The 16,983-nt window shown below is 73.1% G+C and carries 15 protein-coding genes; all 15 read left to right on the top strand.

Features of this window, described 5'->3' with window-relative positions; genetic code table 11:
* Positions 1–17 precede the first annotated feature (17 nt).
* The 15 genes from ACGFJ7_RS12405 to ACGFJ7_RS12335 all read left to right on the top strand — a co-directional run bounded on the left by ACGFJ7_RS12405 (position 18) and on the right by ACGFJ7_RS12335 (position 16,983).
* Entirely contained in the window at positions 18–893 is an 876-nt protein-coding gene (locus tag ACGFJ7_RS12405) for a hypothetical protein (protein WP_392642213.1), read from the top strand.
* Positions 886–2,403, top strand: a complete 1,518-nt coding sequence (locus ACGFJ7_RS12400) for a phage tail sheath family protein (RefSeq protein ID WP_392642212.1) — start codon at positions 886–888, stop codon at positions 2,401–2,403. The genes ACGFJ7_RS12405 and ACGFJ7_RS12400 overlap by 8 nt, the downstream gene beginning before the upstream one ends.
* Positions 2,400–2,840, top strand: coding sequence for a phage tail protein (locus ACGFJ7_RS12395; RefSeq protein ID WP_360248787.1), 441 nt, complete (start codon positions 2,400–2,402; stop codon positions 2,838–2,840). The genes ACGFJ7_RS12400 and ACGFJ7_RS12395 overlap by 4 nt, the downstream gene beginning before the upstream one ends.
* Before the next feature lie 12 nt (positions 2,841–2,852).
* The gene (locus tag ACGFJ7_RS12390; RefSeq protein ID WP_360248790.1) at positions 2,853–3,167 is read left to right on the top strand and encodes a hypothetical protein; all 315 of its coding nucleotides are present in this window, start codon (positions 2,853–2,855) and stop codon (positions 3,165–3,167) included.
* Positions 3,164–3,346, top strand: coding sequence for a DUF6760 family protein (locus ACGFJ7_RS12385; RefSeq protein WP_360248793.1), 183 nt, complete (start codon positions 3,164–3,166; stop codon positions 3,344–3,346). Before ACGFJ7_RS12390 ends, ACGFJ7_RS12385 begins: the two co-directional genes overlap by 4 nt.
* 11 nt (positions 3,347–3,357) lie before the next feature.
* Positions 3,358–3,780 carry a phage tail protein gene (locus ACGFJ7_RS12380; RefSeq protein ID WP_360248796.1) on the top strand — a complete coding sequence of 141 codons (423 nt, stop codon included), beginning with the start codon at positions 3,358–3,360 and terminating at the stop codon, positions 3,778–3,780.
* Positions 3,781–4,970: 1,190 nt separating this feature from the next.
* The gene (locus ACGFJ7_RS12375; RefSeq protein WP_392642211.1) at positions 4,971–5,156 is read left to right on the top strand and encodes a hypothetical protein; all 186 of its coding nucleotides are present in this window, start codon (positions 4,971–4,973) and stop codon (positions 5,154–5,156) included.
* A 5-nt stretch (positions 5,157–5,161) separates the two neighbouring features.
* The gene (locus tag ACGFJ7_RS12370; protein WP_360248802.1) at positions 5,162–5,845 is read left to right on the top strand and encodes a hypothetical protein; all 684 of its coding nucleotides are present in this window, start codon (positions 5,162–5,164) and stop codon (positions 5,843–5,845) included.
* Positions 5,826–6,941, top strand: a complete 1,116-nt coding sequence (locus ACGFJ7_RS12365) for a contractile injection system protein, VgrG/Pvc8 family (protein WP_360248805.1) — start codon at positions 5,826–5,828, stop codon at positions 6,939–6,941. Before ACGFJ7_RS12370 ends, ACGFJ7_RS12365 begins: the two co-directional genes overlap by 20 nt.
* Positions 6,941–7,576, top strand: a complete 636-nt coding sequence (locus ACGFJ7_RS12360) for a phage baseplate assembly protein V (protein WP_392642210.1) — start codon at positions 6,941–6,943, stop codon at positions 7,574–7,576. The genes ACGFJ7_RS12365 and ACGFJ7_RS12360 overlap by 1 nt, the downstream gene beginning before the upstream one ends.
* 13 nt (positions 7,577–7,589) lie before the next feature.
* Positions 7,590–7,886: a PAAR domain-containing protein gene (locus ACGFJ7_RS12355; RefSeq protein ID WP_360248811.1), complete on the top strand. Its 297-nt coding sequence runs from the start codon at positions 7,590–7,592 to the stop codon at positions 7,884–7,886.
* 4 nt (positions 7,887–7,890) lie between these two features.
* Positions 7,891–8,316, top strand: a complete 426-nt coding sequence (locus tag ACGFJ7_RS12350; protein ID WP_392642209.1) for a GPW/gp25 family protein — start codon at positions 7,891–7,893, stop codon at positions 8,314–8,316.
* Positions 8,313–13,205 (top strand): baseplate J/gp47 family protein, encoded by a 4,893-nt coding sequence (locus ACGFJ7_RS12345; protein WP_392642208.1) that lies wholly within the window; start codon positions 8,313–8,315, stop codon positions 13,203–13,205. Before ACGFJ7_RS12350 ends, ACGFJ7_RS12345 begins: the two co-directional genes overlap by 4 nt.
* Positions 13,202–14,902: a hypothetical protein gene (locus tag ACGFJ7_RS12340; protein WP_392642207.1), complete on the top strand. Its 1,701-nt coding sequence runs from the start codon at positions 13,202–13,204 to the stop codon at positions 14,900–14,902. Before ACGFJ7_RS12345 ends, ACGFJ7_RS12340 begins: the two co-directional genes overlap by 4 nt.
* On the top strand, positions 14,899–16,983 hold the full coding sequence (locus tag ACGFJ7_RS12335; protein ID WP_392642206.1) for a hypothetical protein: 2,085 nt from the start codon (positions 14,899–14,901) through the stop codon (positions 16,981–16,983). Before ACGFJ7_RS12340 ends, ACGFJ7_RS12335 begins: the two co-directional genes overlap by 4 nt.

Genomic DNA, 16,983 nt, shown 5'->3' with positions numbered 1-16,983 from the left:
GAGAGGAGCACGCGGCCGTGAGCGATTCCGAAGTGTCCGCCGGCGGCGGCAGCGGATCACCGGCGGGAGCAGCACCGCCCCCCGAGCCGGATCCGATCGACAAAGAGATCGACAAGTACGCGCGGGAGACCGCGGAGGCGCGGGCGGCCAAGGAGCTCGCCGACAGCAAGTTCGCCGACAAACAGAACCGGCTGACCGCCCTGCGAGGGGCGAAGAACGACCTGGACGCGAACCAGAAGGCGTACGAGGACGCGCACGACAAGCTCGAGCGCGAGGAGGAGGACTACGAGGAGTTCTACCAGTCCGAGAAGGCGAGCCTGGAGAAGCTGCTCGGCCCGCTGGCCGGCAGGGTGAAGACGGAGTCCGAGGCCTTCAAAGCCAAGCAGGCCGAGCTCGACACGGGCGCCGAGGAAGCGGAGACCGCCCTGCGGAAGGCCGAGAAGACCCGCGACGACGCGAAAGCCGACGTCAAGGACAAGACCGCGCGCGTCACCGAGTACAAGAAGCTGGCCGCGACGATCACCGCCCGGATGGGCGTCCTCAAGACCCGGTACGACGAGATCACCAAGGAGCGCGACGCGGGCAAGTACGCGGTCGCGTACTGGCTGTTGGCCCATCGCGGGGACTACCTCGCGGCCCTGCGGGCCGAACCGAAGATCATCGACCCCGGCGAGTTGCCGCGCGCGCTGGTCACGGCGCTCGACGCGCAGGCGACGTCGGAGAAGACCCTGGCCGGCGACGAGGCGAAGGTCGTCGAACTGCGGGCCGCCCTGGCCCAGGCCGTCAAGGACCGCGACGAGCACCGGGCCAAGGGCGAGGCCGCGCTGCGCAAGAAGCTGGAGACGCTGCCACCGGCCGGTGACGCGACACGAGGAGCGGTGAGCCATGCCTGAGTACCTGGCGCCCGGCGTCTACATCGAGGAGATCGAGCGCGGCCCGAAGCCCATCGAGGGGGTGGCCACGAGCACGGCGGCCTTCCTCGGTGAGACCGAGCGTGGTCCGCTGCTGCCGCGCCTGGTGACGAGCTACGGCGAATACCTGCGGCTCTACGGCGACATCTTCGCCGCCGACCGCTACATGCCGTACGCCGTGAAGACGTTCTTCGACAACGGCGGCATCCGCTGCTACGTCACCCGGATCGTCGGCGAGGGCGCGCAGCCACCGGCCGTCGAACTGTCCGGACTGACGATCACCGCGCTCGGCCCCGGCGCCGCGTACCGCCAGGTCTGGGCCCGGATCCTCCCGGGCAGCACGCGCGGCGCGAACGGCGAGCCGGTCGGATTCCGGCTGCGACTCGACTACTGGGCCAACCCGGCGCACGTGCCGGACGACGCGGCCGGCATCGACACCGCGCAGCCGCTGCCCACGTGGTCGGAGGACTTCGACGACCTGAGCGTCGATCCGGCCTCACCGGCCTACTTCGGGAAGCGGATCAACAACTTCAACTCGGTGCTGGTCGAGGTGACCGCCGACGAGGGCATCCCGCTGCCCGCCGAGGGCGCCGCGCGGCTCGACGGCACCGAGGACGGCGGCGCGGTCACCTCCGCCAGCTATGAGGGAAGCCCCGATCTGCGCCGGCCGACCGGTCTGGCCGCACTCGATCTCGACCAGTTCCGGTCGGTGGCGATCGTCTACGCGCCCGGATGCGACTACACGACCGCTCAGGCCGTCGTCCGGCACTGCGAACGCAACCGCTACCGCTTCGCGGTCGTCGACTCCGAGCCGAACCAGGCCAACGCGGCCGGCATCTCGCCCCGCGACATCGTCACCGACACCAAGTACGGCGCCTTCTACTACCCGTGGATCTATGTCAGCGACCCGCGCAGCGGCACCCGCAAGAAGATCCCGCCGGGCGGCGCGGTCTGCGGCATCTACGCGCTGACCGACACCAACCGCGGCGTCTTCAAGGCGCCGGCCAACGAGGTCGTCGCCGGCGCCATCGACCTCGAGTACGAGATCAACCAGGCGACTCAGGGCGTGCTCAACCCGAACGGCGTCAACGCCCTGCGGCGGTTCCCCGGCCGCGGCATCCGGGTCTGGGGAGCGCGGACCATGTCGAGCGACCCGCTGTGGAAGTACGTCAGCGTCCGGCGGCTGTTCATCTTCCTCGAGGCGTCGATCTACAACTCCACCCAGTGGGTCGTCTTCGAACCCAACGACACGAGGCTGTGGGCCCGCGTCAAGCAGACCGTCACCCTGTTCCTCCGGACGCAGTGGCGCGAGGGCGCCCTGTTCGGCGTCAAGGAGGAAGAGGCGTTCTCGGTGGCCGTCGGCCCGGAGACGATGACCGAGGACGACCGGCGCAGCGGCCGGCTGATCATCGAGATCGGCGTGGCTCCGGTGCATCCCGCGGAGTTCGTCGTGTTCCGGATCTTCCAGAAGACGCAGGAGGCGAAGTCGTGACCCGCCCGGACCCGCTCCGCAACTTCCGATTCCGCCTGGAGATCGACAACATCGACCAGGCCGGGTTCGCCGAGGCCACAGTCGGCGAATCGACCACCGAGCCGATCGAGTACCGGGAGGGCGACGAGATCCCGACCGTCCGCAAGCTCAGCAGCCTGACCAAGTACGGCAACGTCACGCTCAAGTGGGGCATCACGGAGTCGATGGCCCTGTCCGAGTGGTACCGGGAGGTCACCGAGGGCGCCACGCTCCTCGAACAGATCCGCAAGAACGTCGTCGTCCGGGTGCAGGACGAGGCCGGACAGGACAGGGCGACGTGGGAGATCACCCGGGCCTGGCCGTCCAAGTACACCCCGAGCCCCTTGAACGGCACCGGCAACGAGGTCGCCATCGACACCCTCGAGCTGTCCAACGAGGGCATCCGGCGGACCCAGTAGGAGGAGCCACAGATGTTCGCCACCGAAGTGAATTTCACGCTGCCGAAGGGCTACCTCGACCAGGACGGCGTCCTGCACACCGAGGGCGTGATGCGGCTGGCCACCGCCGCCGACGAGATCCTGCCGCTGCGCGACCCGCGGGTGCAGCAGAACCCGGCCTACCTGACGGTCATCGTGCTGGCCCGGGTCATCACCCGGCTCGGCTCGCTGCCGGACGTCAACACCAAGGTGGTCGAGGGCCTGTTCGCGGGGGACCTGAACCACCTTCAGAAGCTCTACGAACGGCTCAACGCCGAGGAGGACGCGCTGGTGGGGGAACCGGCATGAGGGCCTATCCGGTGGACCAGCTCTACCAGGAGATGGCCTTCATCGCCTACCACTTCCACTGGTCGCGCGACGAGCTGATGGCGCTGGAGCACCGCGAGCGGCGGCGCTGGTGCGAGGAGATCTCGCAGATCAACCGGGAGCTCGACGGGGCGCCCGGGAACCCGTTCGAGATCGCCTGAGGAGGTGACCGATGACCCGTACCGATCCGTTCCGGGTCTTCCGCTTCGTCGTCGAGTTCGACGGCACGGTGGCCGGCGGGTTCCAGTCGGTGGCGGGCCTCGAACGGCGGACCGAGGTCGAGCCGTTCCGGGAGGGCGGCGTCAACGACTTCGAGCATCAGCTCGTGGTGAAGACGACCTACCCGGCGCTGGTGCTGAAGCGGGGCCTGACCGACACCCGGTTGTGGGACTGGCATCAGCAGGTGATCGCCGGGAACATCCGGCGCCGGGTCGTGTCGGTGCTCCTGATCGACACCGCCGGGCAGGAGGCGTGGCGCTGGATCTGCGTCGGCGCCTACCCGGCCAAGTGGACCGGCGCCGAGCTGGACGCCACCGCGGACGCCGTGGCGACCGAGACCGTCGAGCTCGTTCATCACGGGATAACCCGGCAATGAGACTCGGCCGCCTGCCGTCGCGCCCGGCGCCCATGGGGGGCCGCCGGGACGAGGCGTCGCCGCGCCGCTCGCCGATGGCCCATCGGCCGCTGTCGCTGGTGTTCCGGCGGCCGCCGGGGCCGGTGGGCCGGCCGTCGTTGCGCTCGGCCACTGGTACGCCGGTGAAGCTGACGTTGCGCCTGGCCCTGCGGCTGGAGCTTGCCGTCCGGCTGACCTCCGTGGTCCGGCGTGCGCGTGGCGCGCCTGTCCATCACCACACCCTCGTGCGGCCGGACGCGGCCGCCCGAACCGCGGCGCGCCTCCTGGCGGGACACGTGACCGCCTTTCCCGTGCCGGCACGGCTATCGGCATCGGCGCGGCCGCTCGCGTCAGTGCGGCCACCGGCGCCCCTCCTGTCCTCGGTCCCCTCGCCGGCGTCGATGCCCTCACCCGTGTTGATGCTCTCGTCGGCGTCGCTTCCCTCACCCGCGTCGGTGCGCTCCGCGGCGTTCGCGCGACCATCGGCGTTGCTGCGGCTGGCATCAGCGCCCGCATCGGCATCAGCACCCCAATCGGCGTCAGCGCCGCTGTGGGCATCAGCACTCCCATCGGCGTCAGCGCCGCTGTGGGCATCAGCACCCCAATCGGCGTCAGCGCCGCTATGGGCATCAGCACCCCAATCGGCGTCAGCGCCGCTATGGGCATCAGCACCCCCATCGGCATCAGCGCCGCTGTGGGCGTCAGCGCCCCTACCGGCATCAGCGCCTCTACCGGCCCCGACGCTGCCGACCGCGTCACCCGTATTCATGCGGCGGCCGGCATCAGCGCCGCCACCGGCGCCAACGGGGCCACCCACCGCGGCGCCGGCCTTTGCGGCGACGGCGCCCGCGCCGGAACGGCGGGCGACGCCGTGGAGGAGTGCGGTTCCGCTGCCGCCACGGGCGAACCGCCGTGCGGAGACGGCCGGCCGCCGCCCGGATCGGATAGGACACCCCTACGTCTCCGGCGCCCGGCGAGATCACGGCCTGCGCTACGCCGTCGTACCGGCGCGTGTGCCGCGGCCCCGGCCGGCATCCCCGGTCTTCCGTACCGGCTCCGCCGCTCTCCGGCCGGACGCCGTCCGGGCCCCGGTCCCGCTCGTCCTGGCCGGCGCCGCGACCCCGCGCCCGGCCGAGGCGGCACCCGGACCGGCGCGCCGCCCCGTCGATCGCGTGCACCGTCGAACGACCGAGCCCGCGGCGGGGCGTGACCCCGTACGGCAAGCGAACCCGCACCGGACGACGACAGCGTCACCACCCACCTCGCCGCCCCTCGACCTCGACGGGCTCGGGCGTGACCTGTGGCGGCGCTTCGAGAGGCAGATCCGGATCGAGCGGGAACGCAGCGGGCGGGGGTGAGGACGATGGCACAGGAACTGGCGAAGGCGACCGTGACCCCGCTCGACGGCCGGGGCGCCGGAACGGCCATCGACGTGCTGTTCAACCCGGCCGAGTACAACGTCGAATACTCGGCCAGCTTCCAGGAGACGGCGCCGCCCGGTCTCTCCAGCCCGATCCTCCAGTTCGTCAACGGCAACGCCCAGGTGCTGACCATGGACCTGCTGTTCGACACCTACACCGACGGTGGCGGCCGGAACGTGGCCGAGCTGACCTCGTCGTTCACCGACCTGGTGGCGATCGACGGCTCGCTGCACGCGCCCCGCCGGGTGGAGTTCCGCTGGGCTTGGTTCCACTTCGTCGCGGTCGTCGAGAAGATTTCGCAGCGGTTCACCATGTTCCGCTCCGACGGTACGCCGGTGCGGGCCACGCTCTCGGTCACCTTCCGGCAGTACCAGACCATCGCGGAACAGCTCGAGAACCCGCGGCGCAACTCGGCCGACAAGACCAAACGGCGGGTCCTGGAATCGCACGACAGCGTCTGGCTGATGGCCGCCCGGGAGTACGGCGAGCCCCGGTACTGGCGGCTGATCGCCCAGGCCAACGACATCGAGGACCCGCGGCGCATCGAACCGGGCCGGGTGCTGGTGCTCCCGCCGATCCCGGCCGGCGAGCGAGGGGAGGCCGGCGATGGACCTCGTCGCCCTTGAGGAGCGGCACGGCGGCTTCTACGTGCCCACCTTCACCGTGAAGGTGGGCGGCGAGGACATGCTGCGTGACCTGTTCCTGGCGGTCTCGTCGGTCAGCGTGGACCTGAAGGAGCGCAAGGCCGGCCACTTCGCCTTCACCGTCGTCAACGCCTTCGACTGGAGCACCGGCCAGTTCGCCGCCACCCGCCGGCGCGAGCGCGTCGACCTGCTCGAGCTGTTCGCGTTCGGCAGCACCGTCGAGATCGCGCTCGGCTACGGCGATCCGTCGAAGCTGACGCCGATGCTGACCGGGGTGATCACCGAGATCACCACCGACTTCGGCGCCGGCGCCGCGCCGGAACTGTCGATCAGCGGGTACGACGACCTTTACCCGCTCACCGTCGGCAAACGGTCCCAGCACTGGGAGAACGAGCCGGACAGTACGGCCGTGCGCGACATCGTGGCCGCGTTGCCGGGCGTCGACGCCGATGTCCGGGTGACCAGTCCGGTCAAGGCCCGCGTCGATCAGAACAACGAGACCGATCTGGCCTTCATCGACAAGCTCGCCGAACGCAACCCCTCGGTCACCTTCTACGAGCGGGACCGGACCCTCTATTTCGGTCCCCGGCGCCACGACACCACGCAGGGCGTCGAACTGGCCTGGGGCCGGGGGCTGCTGAGCTTCCGGCCCGCGGTGAACCTGGCCCGGCAGATCTCCGAGGTCCGGGTGCACGGCTGGTCGGTCGCCGACGGCCGGGTGATCACCGGGCGGGCCCGGCGAGGGGACGAGTCGGGGCGGGACACCCGGGGCCGCAGCGGCGCCGACCGGGTGTTCACCGCCCTGGCCGCCGACAAGGTGCTCAACGTGCGGGCGGCCGTCCGTGACCAGGCCGAGGCCGATGCCCGGGCCCGGGCGATCCTCGACGAGCGGGCGCGGCAGTTCGTCGAGGGCGAGGGCGAGTCGATCGGGCTGCCCGAGCTTCGGCCGGACACCAACGTCACGATCACCGGGCTCGGTCCGGCCTTCAGCAAGCCCTACTACGTCTCGGAAGCGACCCATCGCATCGACGGTGGCGGATACCGGACGTCGTTCACGATCGAGGAGCCGACGCTCTGATGGACAGCAGCCTTTGGCAGCGGACCGGCGACGAGTCCGGTGGTGTCCTCACCGGCCTGGCGGTCGGCGAGGTGACCGACAACAAGGACCCGCAGAACCTGGCCCGCGTACGGGTGCGGCTGCCCTGGCACGAAGCCGGCGACAACAGCTTCTGGGCTCGCCTCGCCATGCCGATGGCGGGCGGCGGCCGGGGCCTCTACTTCCTGCCCGAGGTCGGCGACGAGGTGCTGGTGGCGGCCGAGAGCAGCGACCCCGGGCACCTGTACGTCCTGGGGGTCCTGTGGAACGGCCGGCAGGCGCCGCCGGCCGACAACAGCGACGGGGCCAACAACACGCGGTTGCTGAAGAGCCGGTCGGGCCACACGGTCCGCTTCAACGACGACAGCGCGGCGCCGGAGATCGAGGTGAGGCTGGCCGACGGCAAGCGGGTGGTGCTCGACAAGGACGGCATCACGATCGACGACGCGAACAAGAACGTCGTCAAGCTGACCGGCTCGGGCGGGGCGATCGAGATCAGTGCCACCCAGCAGATCACGGTCAAGGCGCCGACGGTCTCGATCGAGGCGGGCGGCTCCCTGAGCGTGAAGTCCTCCGGGACCTTGACGCTCAAAGGCTCGATAGTCCAGATCAACTGAAGGGTCGGCGAACATGGGACAGCCAGCCGCGCGGGTGGCCGACACGACCAGCCACGGCACACCGCTCAGCCCCGGACCGGGCTGCCCGACCGTCCTGATCGGCGGGAAGCCGGCCTGGCGGATCGGTTCCGACACCCACACCTGCCCGCTCTCGGACGGCCCGAAGCCGCACGTCGGCGGGGTGGTGGCGAGGGGCAGCACCACCGTGCTGATCGGCGGGCTGCCCGCGGCCCGGCAGGGCGACCAGGTGATCGAGATCGGGCCGCCGAACGCGATCGCCCTGGGCGACCCGACCGTGCTGATCGGCTGACGCGATGGCACGCGACGACGCGGGACTGGGCCGGGAGTTCCTCGGCACCGGCTGGGCGACGCCGGTGACCATCGCGCCGGACACCGGCCTGATCGCGCTCGTGTCGTACGAGAAGGACATCCAGCAGTCGATCCGGATCGTCCTGGGCACCGCCAAGGGCGAGCGGGTGATGCGGCCCGGCTTCGGTTGCGGCATCCACGACATGCCGTTCGCCGTCGTCACGGCCCGGCTCATCGGCGAGATCGAGACGTCGGTGCGCGACGCCTTGCGTACCTACGAGGCCCGCATCGAGGTGCGCCGGGTCAGCGTCGACAGCACCCGGGTGAGCCTGGGGCGTCTCGACATCAGCGTCGACTACGAGATCCGGGCCACCAACCAGCCGGGCAACTACGTGTACCCCTTCTACTTCCAGGAATCGGCGAGCCGGTGAACGCGAACTTCAACCTTCAGGCCGGCGCCCACCCGGGTACGGACGCCCGCCGGGCGGCGGCCCTGCGCGCGTACCTGCGCCGGCTGGCACCGGCGCTGACCCCGGACTGGGCGCCCAGCGGCGGCGGCGATGACGTCGGGTCGGCCCTGCTGGAGATCGCGGCCCGGCTGGGCGAGGAGACGACCCGGCGGCTCGACCACACGGCGCGGCGCGACGCCATGGCCTTCTTCGAGTTCCTGGGCCTGCCGCCGGCCCCGCCCCGGGCCGCCGAAGGCGTGCTCACCCTGACTCTCGCCGAGGATGCCGCCGCGGCCGTGGTCGCGCCGGCCCGCACCCGGGCGGTGGCGGGCGAGGTCACCTTCGAGACCCGCGACGCTCTGCGCGTGGTGCCGGGCCGGATCGCCGACCTGATCGCCGTGGATCCGTCCCGGGACCGGATCGAGGTGGCGCCGGCCCAGGCCCGATCGCTGGAGCCGCCGACCGGGCCGCTCGGTCACCGGGTGGTCACCTTCGCCGGTCCGGGCAGCCGGACCCTGCAGGTCAGCCCGGTCGCCGGCCTGGCCGGGGGTGACCTGCTGCGGATCGGGACGGCGGCCCACCGGATCGCCGCGGCCGGTCCGGACGGCCTCGTCACGCTGCTCGATCCGCTGGAGGACGCGGTGGCCGCGGACGCCGTGGTCACCCGGATCGGGTCGTTCGAGGCGTTCGGCCTGCGGGACCTTCAGAACCACGCGTTCCTGGTCGGGCACAAGGACCTGTTCAAGCTGGAGCAGCGGGCCGAGATCGCGCTGTCTCTCGCCCCGGCCGGCCTGGCCCGCCAGCTCAGCCGGCTGGACATCGACTATGCGCTGTTCGGCACGCGCGGCGGTGTGCGGGGCTGGCACGATCTGGACCCGCTCGGCGTGCACGGCGACGAGATCCGCCTGGCCAAGTCCTGGGCCGGCGCGGCCGACGAGGTGGAGGTCGGCGGCCGGAAGAACCGCTGGGTCCGGGCCCGGTTGCGCTCGCCGATCGCGGGCCGGGCCGGACTCACCTCCCGGGCGTCACAGGTCCGCCTCGGTGTCGCCTCGCTGCCCGGCGACGCGCCACCCGGCCAGCCGCCGACGATCGTCCGCGCCGCGCACAACGGCACCCCGCTCTCCACCGCCGGACGGTTCTTCCCGTTCGGTCCCGAGCCGTTGCGCTTCGACACCTTCGCGCTCGCGGCCCCGGAGGCGCTCTCCAAGAAGGACGCCGACGTGACGATCGAGGTCTCCCTCTCCGACGCGTCGCTGGCCTCCTTCGACATCGCCGCCACCACCGACGCCGCGACTCTCGGCGGGTACGGGACCGGCCGCAACGGCTACCTCGAGATCCTGGCGCTCGACGAGGCCCGGGGCTTCCGCTGGCAGGAGATGGTGGCGGTGGACGACAAGGGCCGGCGGGTGCTGCTGACCGGGCCGGCGACCGGCGTCGGCCTGCCCGGTCAGGGCGTCGACCTGGTCGTGGCCGGCGAGAAGGACAGCGGCCTGTGGGCCGGCCGGATCCGGCCGGCCACGGGTTCCACGCCGGCGGAACTCGAGGCGGGTGGGTGGCGGACGCTGCCCGCGCTGAACCCGAAGGCGCCGTCGGCCCGCCCGGCCGTGCTGCCCGCGCCGGCGGGCGCCGTCGGGGTGACAGCGGTCCTGGCCGACGTGGCCGGCGGGGTGCTCCACGCGCTCAAGGTCGACGACCAGGGGCGCCCGGACCCGAGCGGCTGGCAGCCGATCCGGGGCGAGGACGGCCCGATTCTCGGCGACCAGTGGCAGATCGTGGCGGTGCAGGGCGCCCGGTGGCCCCGGCGACCGGACGACGCCCGCTTCGAACTCGTCGTGGTCGACGGCAAGGGCGCGATCTGGCTGGGATCCGTCGCGATGCTCAGCATCTTCTGGCAACTGGTTCCGCGGTGGCACCGCTTCGACGACGTCGATCCCGCCGCCCTCGACGTCCGGCCCGCGGTCACCCGCTTCGGCGGCGACGGCGATCTCTGGGTCGGCTACGCCGACGCCGGCGAGCGGCGGCTGCGCGGCCTGGTGCACACGGACCACGAGACCCGCGCCGAATTGTCCGGTCACCGGGTGGCGCCGGGACCGTTGCACGCCAACCCCACGGTGCCCGGCGTCGGCGGGCGCCCGGTGACTGTCGGCCGTGCCGTGTCACCGCACGAGGCCTCGATCTGGCTGGGCGAGGAGGAACTGCTCGCCGTGCCGCTGACCGGCGAGACGCCGGACGCCCGCCCTCAGCTGCTGCGGCCGGCCGCCGGGAAACCGCCCGAGCTGGCCGTCACCGGGGTGGGCGAGCGTCTCTTCCGGACCGCGCTCGACCTTCCCCTGGTCGAGGTCGAGCTGCACGACGCCGTCGAGTTGGCGAGTCCCCTGGTCGCGCACCATGTGGAGGTCATCGCCGGGCCGGCCGCGCCCACGCTGGTGCCGCTGCCCGCCGCCAGCCGCCGGATCAAGCAGGGCGATCGGCGCCTCTATCAGATCGACCACCCGCTCGATGTCGGTACGACCCTGAACTTCCTGCGCCTGCCGCACCCCAACGCCCGCCCGTACACCGCTACCTTCCCGGACGCGGACAACCGGTTCGTGCTGCGGTTGGATGCGAACGACCGGACGGTCGTCCGCCCGGCCACGACGCGCCTGATCATCGGTGACGCCAGCTATCCGATCATCGGCGCCGACGCTCGGGTGGTGACCCTCGGCGTCGCCGTGCCCGGCCTCGAGCCGTCCGTCGGTTACCGCCCGGCGGAACTGCTGGGCACCGTCGAGGTGGCCGACATCCACCTGCGGACGCTCGCCGAACTGCGTACCCCGACATCGATCGGCCCGGACACGACCTTGTTCTTCGGAGCAGCGGCCGGACCGGAATCCCAGCGGATCGAGCGGCGGCAGCCGGCCGGCGGATCGATCTGGGCCCAGCTGAGCCACCGGTGGGTCACCGCGCCACCCGACCGGGGCGTGGCCGCCCTGGCCGGCGGGCCGCCGCCCGATCCGCCGGTCTGGACCGAGAGCCGGTTCAACCGTGGCTACCAGAACCCCGAACTGTCCTGGGAGTACTTCGACGGTCAGGGCTGGCGAGCACTGGAGAAGCGCTTCATCGATCTCACCGGCAACCTGTCGACCAGCGGGACGATCACGTTCGGCGTGCCCGGAGACTTGGCCACGACCGACATCGGCGGCCAGGACGACTACTGGATCCGGGCCCGGCTCGTCGGCGGCGACTACGGGCGGCCGAGATACGTCGTCAGCCGCGAGCAGGTGGGTGCGGTCGAGGAACAGACGGTGCGCGTCGACACGACCGGCCTGCACCCGCCCGAGATCCTGAGTGTCGAGGCCTCGTTCACGTTCGAGGACCGGGTCCCGCCGGAGGCGGTGCTCGTCGAGAACAACCTGGACGTGCGCGACGAGACCCAGGCCGCCGCCACCGCCGCGTTCACCCTCTTCGAGGGCGCGCTGGCCCTCGGCCCGGACGCCGCCGGCCGGGCGCTGTACGTCGGGTTGACCGCGCCCATCGGCCGTGGCGTGGTGACGTTCCTGGCCGACGCCGCCGACCGGGACGGCGCCGGAACACTGCGCGTCGATCAGCGCGCCGCCGACGGCTGGCGGCGCGTGGCCGTTGAGGACCGGACACGGGCGCTCCGCCGCCGCGGGACGATCACCATGTCGCTCGGCGCGGACCCCGTGCTCGTCCGCCTCTTCGGCCGCGAGCGGGTGTGGTTGCGGCTGCGGCCCGAGCCGGGGGACGCCGCCTGGCAGCCCGTGCTGCACCGGCTGCTGGTCAACGCCGTCGGCGTCACGCACGCCCGCACGGTGCTGAACGAGGTGGTGGGCTCCAGCCTCGGCGAGCCCGGGCTGACGCTCCAGCTGGCCGAGTCGCCGGTGCTGCCCGCGAGCGTCGAGCTGCGGATCCGGGAGGAGCTCGGCGACGAGGAGATCGCCACGCTCGCCGGGCAGCGGCCGGGCGAGCAGGTCGTCGTCACCGGCCTCGAGCGGCTGCCCGGATCCTGGGTGCTGTGGCGCCGGGTGGACAGTCTGATCGGGCTCGACGGCGGGGCCCGGGCGTACCTGCTGGACCCGGCGAGCGGCCGGTTGCGGTTCGGTGACGGGCGGGCCGGGCGGATCCCGCCGGCCGGCCGGGACAACGTTCGCTGTTTCAGCTACCAGCAGGGCGGCGGCGAGCAGGGCAACCTGCCGGCGTGGACGCAACTGCGGCTGACGTCGCCGGTGGAGGGCGTCGAGACGGTCCTCCTGCCGGTCGGGGCCGCCGGCGGTTTTCGCGCCCCGGCGGCGGATTCGCTGTTCGCCTCCGCGCCGGACCGGCTGCGCCACGCCGGCCAGGCGCTGAGCGTGGCCGACATCGAGGCCCTGGCGGTCACCTCGTCGTCCGAGGTGGTCCGGGCCCGGTGCTTCCACCCCCGCGGCCCGGGCGCGCCGATCCGGATCGTCATCGCCGTCCGGGACGGCACACCGACCCTGGCCCAGCGCGACGCCGTCGCGGCCGCGATCCGGGCCGCCGGCTGGGGCGGGCTGGCCCCGGACGAGCGCGGCATCGAGGTGCGGGGGCCGGTGTGGATCCGCGTCACCGTCGACGCGCACCTGGTCGCCCCCGCCGACCGGCTGGCCGAGGTCGAGCAGCGCGCCAAGGAACTTCTGCGGGAGCCGATCGCGAACGCCGGATTCGGCCGATGGCCGACGGAGAGCGACCTGCTGCGCGCCCTGAGCCGGGCACCGGGCCTGGAGCGGGTCGAGAGCGTGGCGATCAGCGCCGCCGGCGGCGGCGTCCCGCGCCGGATGCCGGCGGACGGGCTGATCAGCGCCGGCGACGGCGACATCGGTGTGTCAGTCGTCCCCTCGGAGGTCACGCCATGAGCGACGTCGTCCCCGCGCTCGACACCATCGAGTTCGGCCAGCTGGTCGAACTCGCCCGCGGCGCCATCCCGCGGTACGCGCCGGATTGGACCGACCACAACCTGCACGATCCCGGGATGACGATCGTCGACCTGCTGGCCTGGATCGTCGACCAGCAGGTCTACCGCACCGGGCGGGTCGGTGGCCGGCATCGCCGCGCCTTCGCCGCGCTGCTCGGCCGGCGACCCGAAGGCCCAGCGCCGGCACGCGGGCTGATCTGGCCGGCCCGGCCGGTCCGTACGGGAACCTTCCTTCCGCCCGGCTCGGCGATGACCTGCGGCCCGCACCGGGACCTGCGCTTCGCTCTCGACCGCCCGGAGGCGCTCTACCTGCCGCCGGTGACGCTGACCCGGATCACCGGCGACGGCGCGGTCCGCCACCTCGACTTCGACGGCCCGCTCGGCCCGCCGGCCGGGGGAGCGCAGATCGCGCTCGGGTTCGACGTGGTGCCGCCGCCGGGCCCCGCGGTGTCGGCCGAGCAGCCGTGGGCGCCGGTGCGTTACGCGTACCGGACCGCCGCGCACACCTGGGCCGGCCTCCCGGTCCGGTACGACGGCACGGCCGGGATGGCCAGGACCGGGGCCGTCGTGCTCGCGGTCCCGCCGGCGGCGGCCGCGGCGACCCGGCTGCGGGTCTCGTTCGACTTCCCGCTGCTGCCGCGGATCGCCGGCATCTCGGTCAACGTGCTGCCCGTGGTCCAACGTGAGCACGTCCAGGGACTCCAGTTCACCTCGGCCGGCACCGGGCAGCCCGACCAGGTGGTCGACCTCGACACCGACGGTCTGCTTCCCGAGCCGGCCCTGACGATCGAGGTCGACGGGGAGCCCTGGCAGGAGCGCGGCGACTTCTCCCGATCGGGCCCGCGGGATCCGCACTACGTGGTGGAGCCGGGCCGGATCCGGTTCGGCAACGGCGTGAACGGACGCCGGCCCCGGCCCGGGGCGCCGATCCAGCACACCGGATATGCCCGGACCGCCGGCGCCGAGGGCAATCTGCGCGCCGGCCTCACCTGGTCGGTGCCGGCGCTCGGCCCCGACGGCCGCGAATACGGCCGGAACCGGCAGGCGGTCGCGGGCGGGCGCGGCGCCGCCGGCGACCGGGAATCTGTGATCATGGCGCGGGACGCCGCCGTCGGCCGCGTCGCGGTGCTGACCGATGACGAACTGGCGGCGGCGGCGCGGAGCCTGCCCGGCATGGCCGTGGAACGGGCCGAAGTGATCGCCGGCTTCGACCACCGTCTGCCCGGCCGGCGCGTCGACGGCGTCCGGACCCTCGTGGTCGTGCCGCACGCGGCGCGCTACCTCGCCGAGGTCGCGGCCCGCCTGGAGCCGCGGCGGGTCCTCGGGGAGCGGCTGGTCGTGCGGGGACCCGTCGTGGTGACCGTCGATCTGTGGCTCACCGTCACGCCCGAGCCCGGCGTCACCGCCGCCGACGCGGTCGCCGCCGCCGAGCGGGCGCTGGGCGATCGGCTGTCGCCCGCCCGTGCCCCCCTGGGGCGCGGGCTGACCGTGGCCGACGTACGGACGATCGCCGCCACGGCGCCCGGCGTGGCCGACGTTCCCGGCGTGCGGATGACGCCCGAGCCGCGGACGGTCCGGCCCGACGCGATGGTCGTGGCGGGCCGGATCCGGGTCACGCCGGCCGGAGGTGAGCGATGACCCTTCTCGAGCAACGGAGCTACGACTTCCGAACGGCCGGCCAGTGGGCGGCCGGGGTCCGGCACGGCCTCGCCCTGACCGGGGACCGGCTCGTCGTGCCGGCTCGGCTGCGCGTCGAGCGGCAACCGGGACCGGCGATGCTCCCGGCCGTCGACCCGCGCGGCGATCCGCTGTGGCTGGAACGCCGCTCACGGGTCCTGATCCGCCGATCCCTGGAACAGGGCGTGCTGCACGGTGCCGGCCCGGCCCGGCTCATGGTGGCCGGCCGGTCGGTCATCTGGGTGCTCGCCTCCTCCGGCGTTCTCGACCGCTACGACGCGTACACCCGGCAACCGCTCAGCCCGGTGCCGCCGCGAGCCGGTTGGCGGATCTCGGACGCGGCCGGCGACGGCGCCGACGGGCTGTGGCTCGCCGAGACGGACGGATCCGGCCGGTGGCGGCTGCGGCACGCCGATTGCTGGGGCTTCACCTGCCGTACGCCGATCGCCGTGACCGGCCTCGAAGCCCGTCGGCTGGCGGTCACCGCCGGCGGGACACGGCTCGTCGTGATCGACCCCGCCACCGCCGGCACCGCGGTCGTCATCGACGCGGAGACCGGGCAGGCGGCCGGGACGATCGGACTCGACGCGGCCCACCGGAACCGGCCCGTCCTGCTCACGGCGGCGCCGGGCAACGGCGTCGTCCTGCTCAGCTTCTCCGAGCAGGACGAGACCGCCCTGTACGAGCGGATCGACGTGGTCGACGGCGACGTCGAGGACCACCAGCGGCTCCGGGTGCCCCGCTCGCTCGGCCGGCCCACGGCCCTGGCCGGCGCGCTCGTCGGCGGCAGTCGCGGCAACGGGCGGATCGTGGCCGGGGACAGCGCGGACGACGACCGCCGGTCGACCTTCATCACCCCCGCCCTCATCTCGCCCGAAGGCCCGCACTCGGGCTGGAACCGCGCGGAACTCGACCTGAGCCTGCCGTCCGGCACCGCGGCCGAGGTGACCTGGGCCTCGACCGGCAACGCGATGCTCATCGAACGGGCCGGCCGGCTGATCGACGGCCCGGCCACCGCCGGCCTCGCCGACGAGTTGGACCAGTTGCTGCCGTGGCGCACCGAGCAGGCGGTCCGCTACCGCGGCACCGGGGACGGCGCCGTCGAGCACCTGGCCGCCCTGCTCGACGGCGTGGCCGAGACCACGCTGTGGCTGCGGATCCGGTTGGACACTCCGGCGGGCCGCACCCCGCCGCAGATGTCCCGGCTGCGCGTCCGCTACCCCGCGGTGTCCTACCTCGACCATCTGCCCGCCTTCTACCGGGAGGATCCGCGGTCCGCGCCGGAACTGAGGCGGATCCTGGCGCCGTACGAAATGCTGTTCGACGGACTCGACGAGACGCTGGCCGGGCTCGCGCAGCGCCTCGACCCGGGCACCGCCCCCGACGAGTGGACCGGATACCTGCTCAGCTGGCTCGGATTCCCGCCACTGAACGACCTCCCGGCGGACCGCCGGCGCGACCTGCTGGCCCACGCCGGGGACATCCTCGGCCGCCGCGGTACCCAGCGAGGGCTCGAGCTGATGCTCGACGTGGTGACCGAGGGCCGGGCCACGGTGACTGACACGGCCGGTGGGCCGTCGGCCTGGTTCCTCGGCGCCTCGGCCCGCCTCGGCCGCGACACGAGGGCCCTGGCCCAGCGGCCGGCTTCGGCCCGGGCCGGCGCCATGGTCCTGGGGCGGACGCCGCTGGGCCGGGGATGCCCGGACCCCGCGCTCATGCTGGCCCAGCGGGCCGGCGTCGTCACCATCCGCCTCGACCTCGACGCCGCGCGCCAGTCGCTCCTGGCCCCGATCATCGACCGGCTGCTGCCCTTCTTCGTGCCCGCGCACTGCCGGGTGCGACTCGTCTACTCCGGCGCCGCCTCGACCGACCGCCGGCCGGACGTGGACTTCCGGCTCGACGAATCCGAACTCCACAGCGACGGCCACTGGCGGTTGGGCGCCACCACCCGGCTCGGCCGCTGGCCGCTACCCGAACCGGCCCGGCGCCCCGCCGTGCTCGACCAAGGCCCCCTGCTGCTCAGCGGACCGCGATTGCAATGA

The organism is Actinoplanes sp. NPDC048988 (assembly GCF_043197815.1).
In the GTDB taxonomy this organism is placed as follows: Bacteria; Actinomycetota; Actinomycetes; order Mycobacteriales; family Micromonosporaceae; genus Actinoplanes.
This window is presented reverse-complemented; position numbering and strand designations above follow the sequence as displayed.

What these genes read in the sequence shown, in the direction of transcription:
- ACGFJ7_RS12400 (WP_392642212.1), top strand. Translation starts at nt 886, where the DNA reads ATGCCTGAGTACCTGGCGCCCGGCGTCTACATCGAGGAGATCGAGCGC.
- ACGFJ7_RS12390 (WP_360248790.1), top strand. Translation starts at nt 2,853, where the DNA reads ATGTTCGCCACCGAAGTGAATTTCACGCTGCCGAAGGGCTACCTCGAC.
- ACGFJ7_RS12385 (WP_360248793.1), top strand. Translation starts at nt 3,164, where the DNA reads ATGAGGGCCTATCCGGTGGACCAGCTCTACCAGGAGATGGCCTTCATC.
- ACGFJ7_RS12380 (WP_360248796.1), top strand. Translation starts at nt 3,358, where the DNA reads ATGACCCGTACCGATCCGTTCCGGGTCTTCCGCTTCGTCGTCGAGTTC.
- ACGFJ7_RS12370 (WP_360248802.1), top strand. Translation starts at nt 5,162, where the DNA reads ATGGCACAGGAACTGGCGAAGGCGACCGTGACCCCGCTCGACGGCCGG.
- ACGFJ7_RS12365 (WP_360248805.1), top strand. Translation starts at nt 5,826, where the DNA reads ATGGACCTCGTCGCCCTTGAGGAGCGGCACGGCGGCTTCTACGTGCCC.
- ACGFJ7_RS12360 (WP_392642210.1), top strand. Translation starts at nt 6,941, where the DNA reads ATGGACAGCAGCCTTTGGCAGCGGACCGGCGACGAGTCCGGTGGTGTC.
- ACGFJ7_RS12355 (WP_360248811.1), top strand. Translation starts at nt 7,590, where the DNA reads ATGGGACAGCCAGCCGCGCGGGTGGCCGACACGACCAGCCACGGCACA.
- ACGFJ7_RS12350 (WP_392642209.1), top strand. Translation starts at nt 7,891, where the DNA reads ATGGCACGCGACGACGCGGGACTGGGCCGGGAGTTCCTCGGCACCGGC.
- ACGFJ7_RS12340 (WP_392642207.1), top strand. Translation starts at nt 13,202, where the DNA reads ATGAGCGACGTCGTCCCCGCGCTCGACACCATCGAGTTCGGCCAGCTG.
- ACGFJ7_RS12335 (WP_392642206.1), top strand. Translation starts at nt 14,899, where the DNA reads ATGACCCTTCTCGAGCAACGGAGCTACGACTTCCGAACGGCCGGCCAG.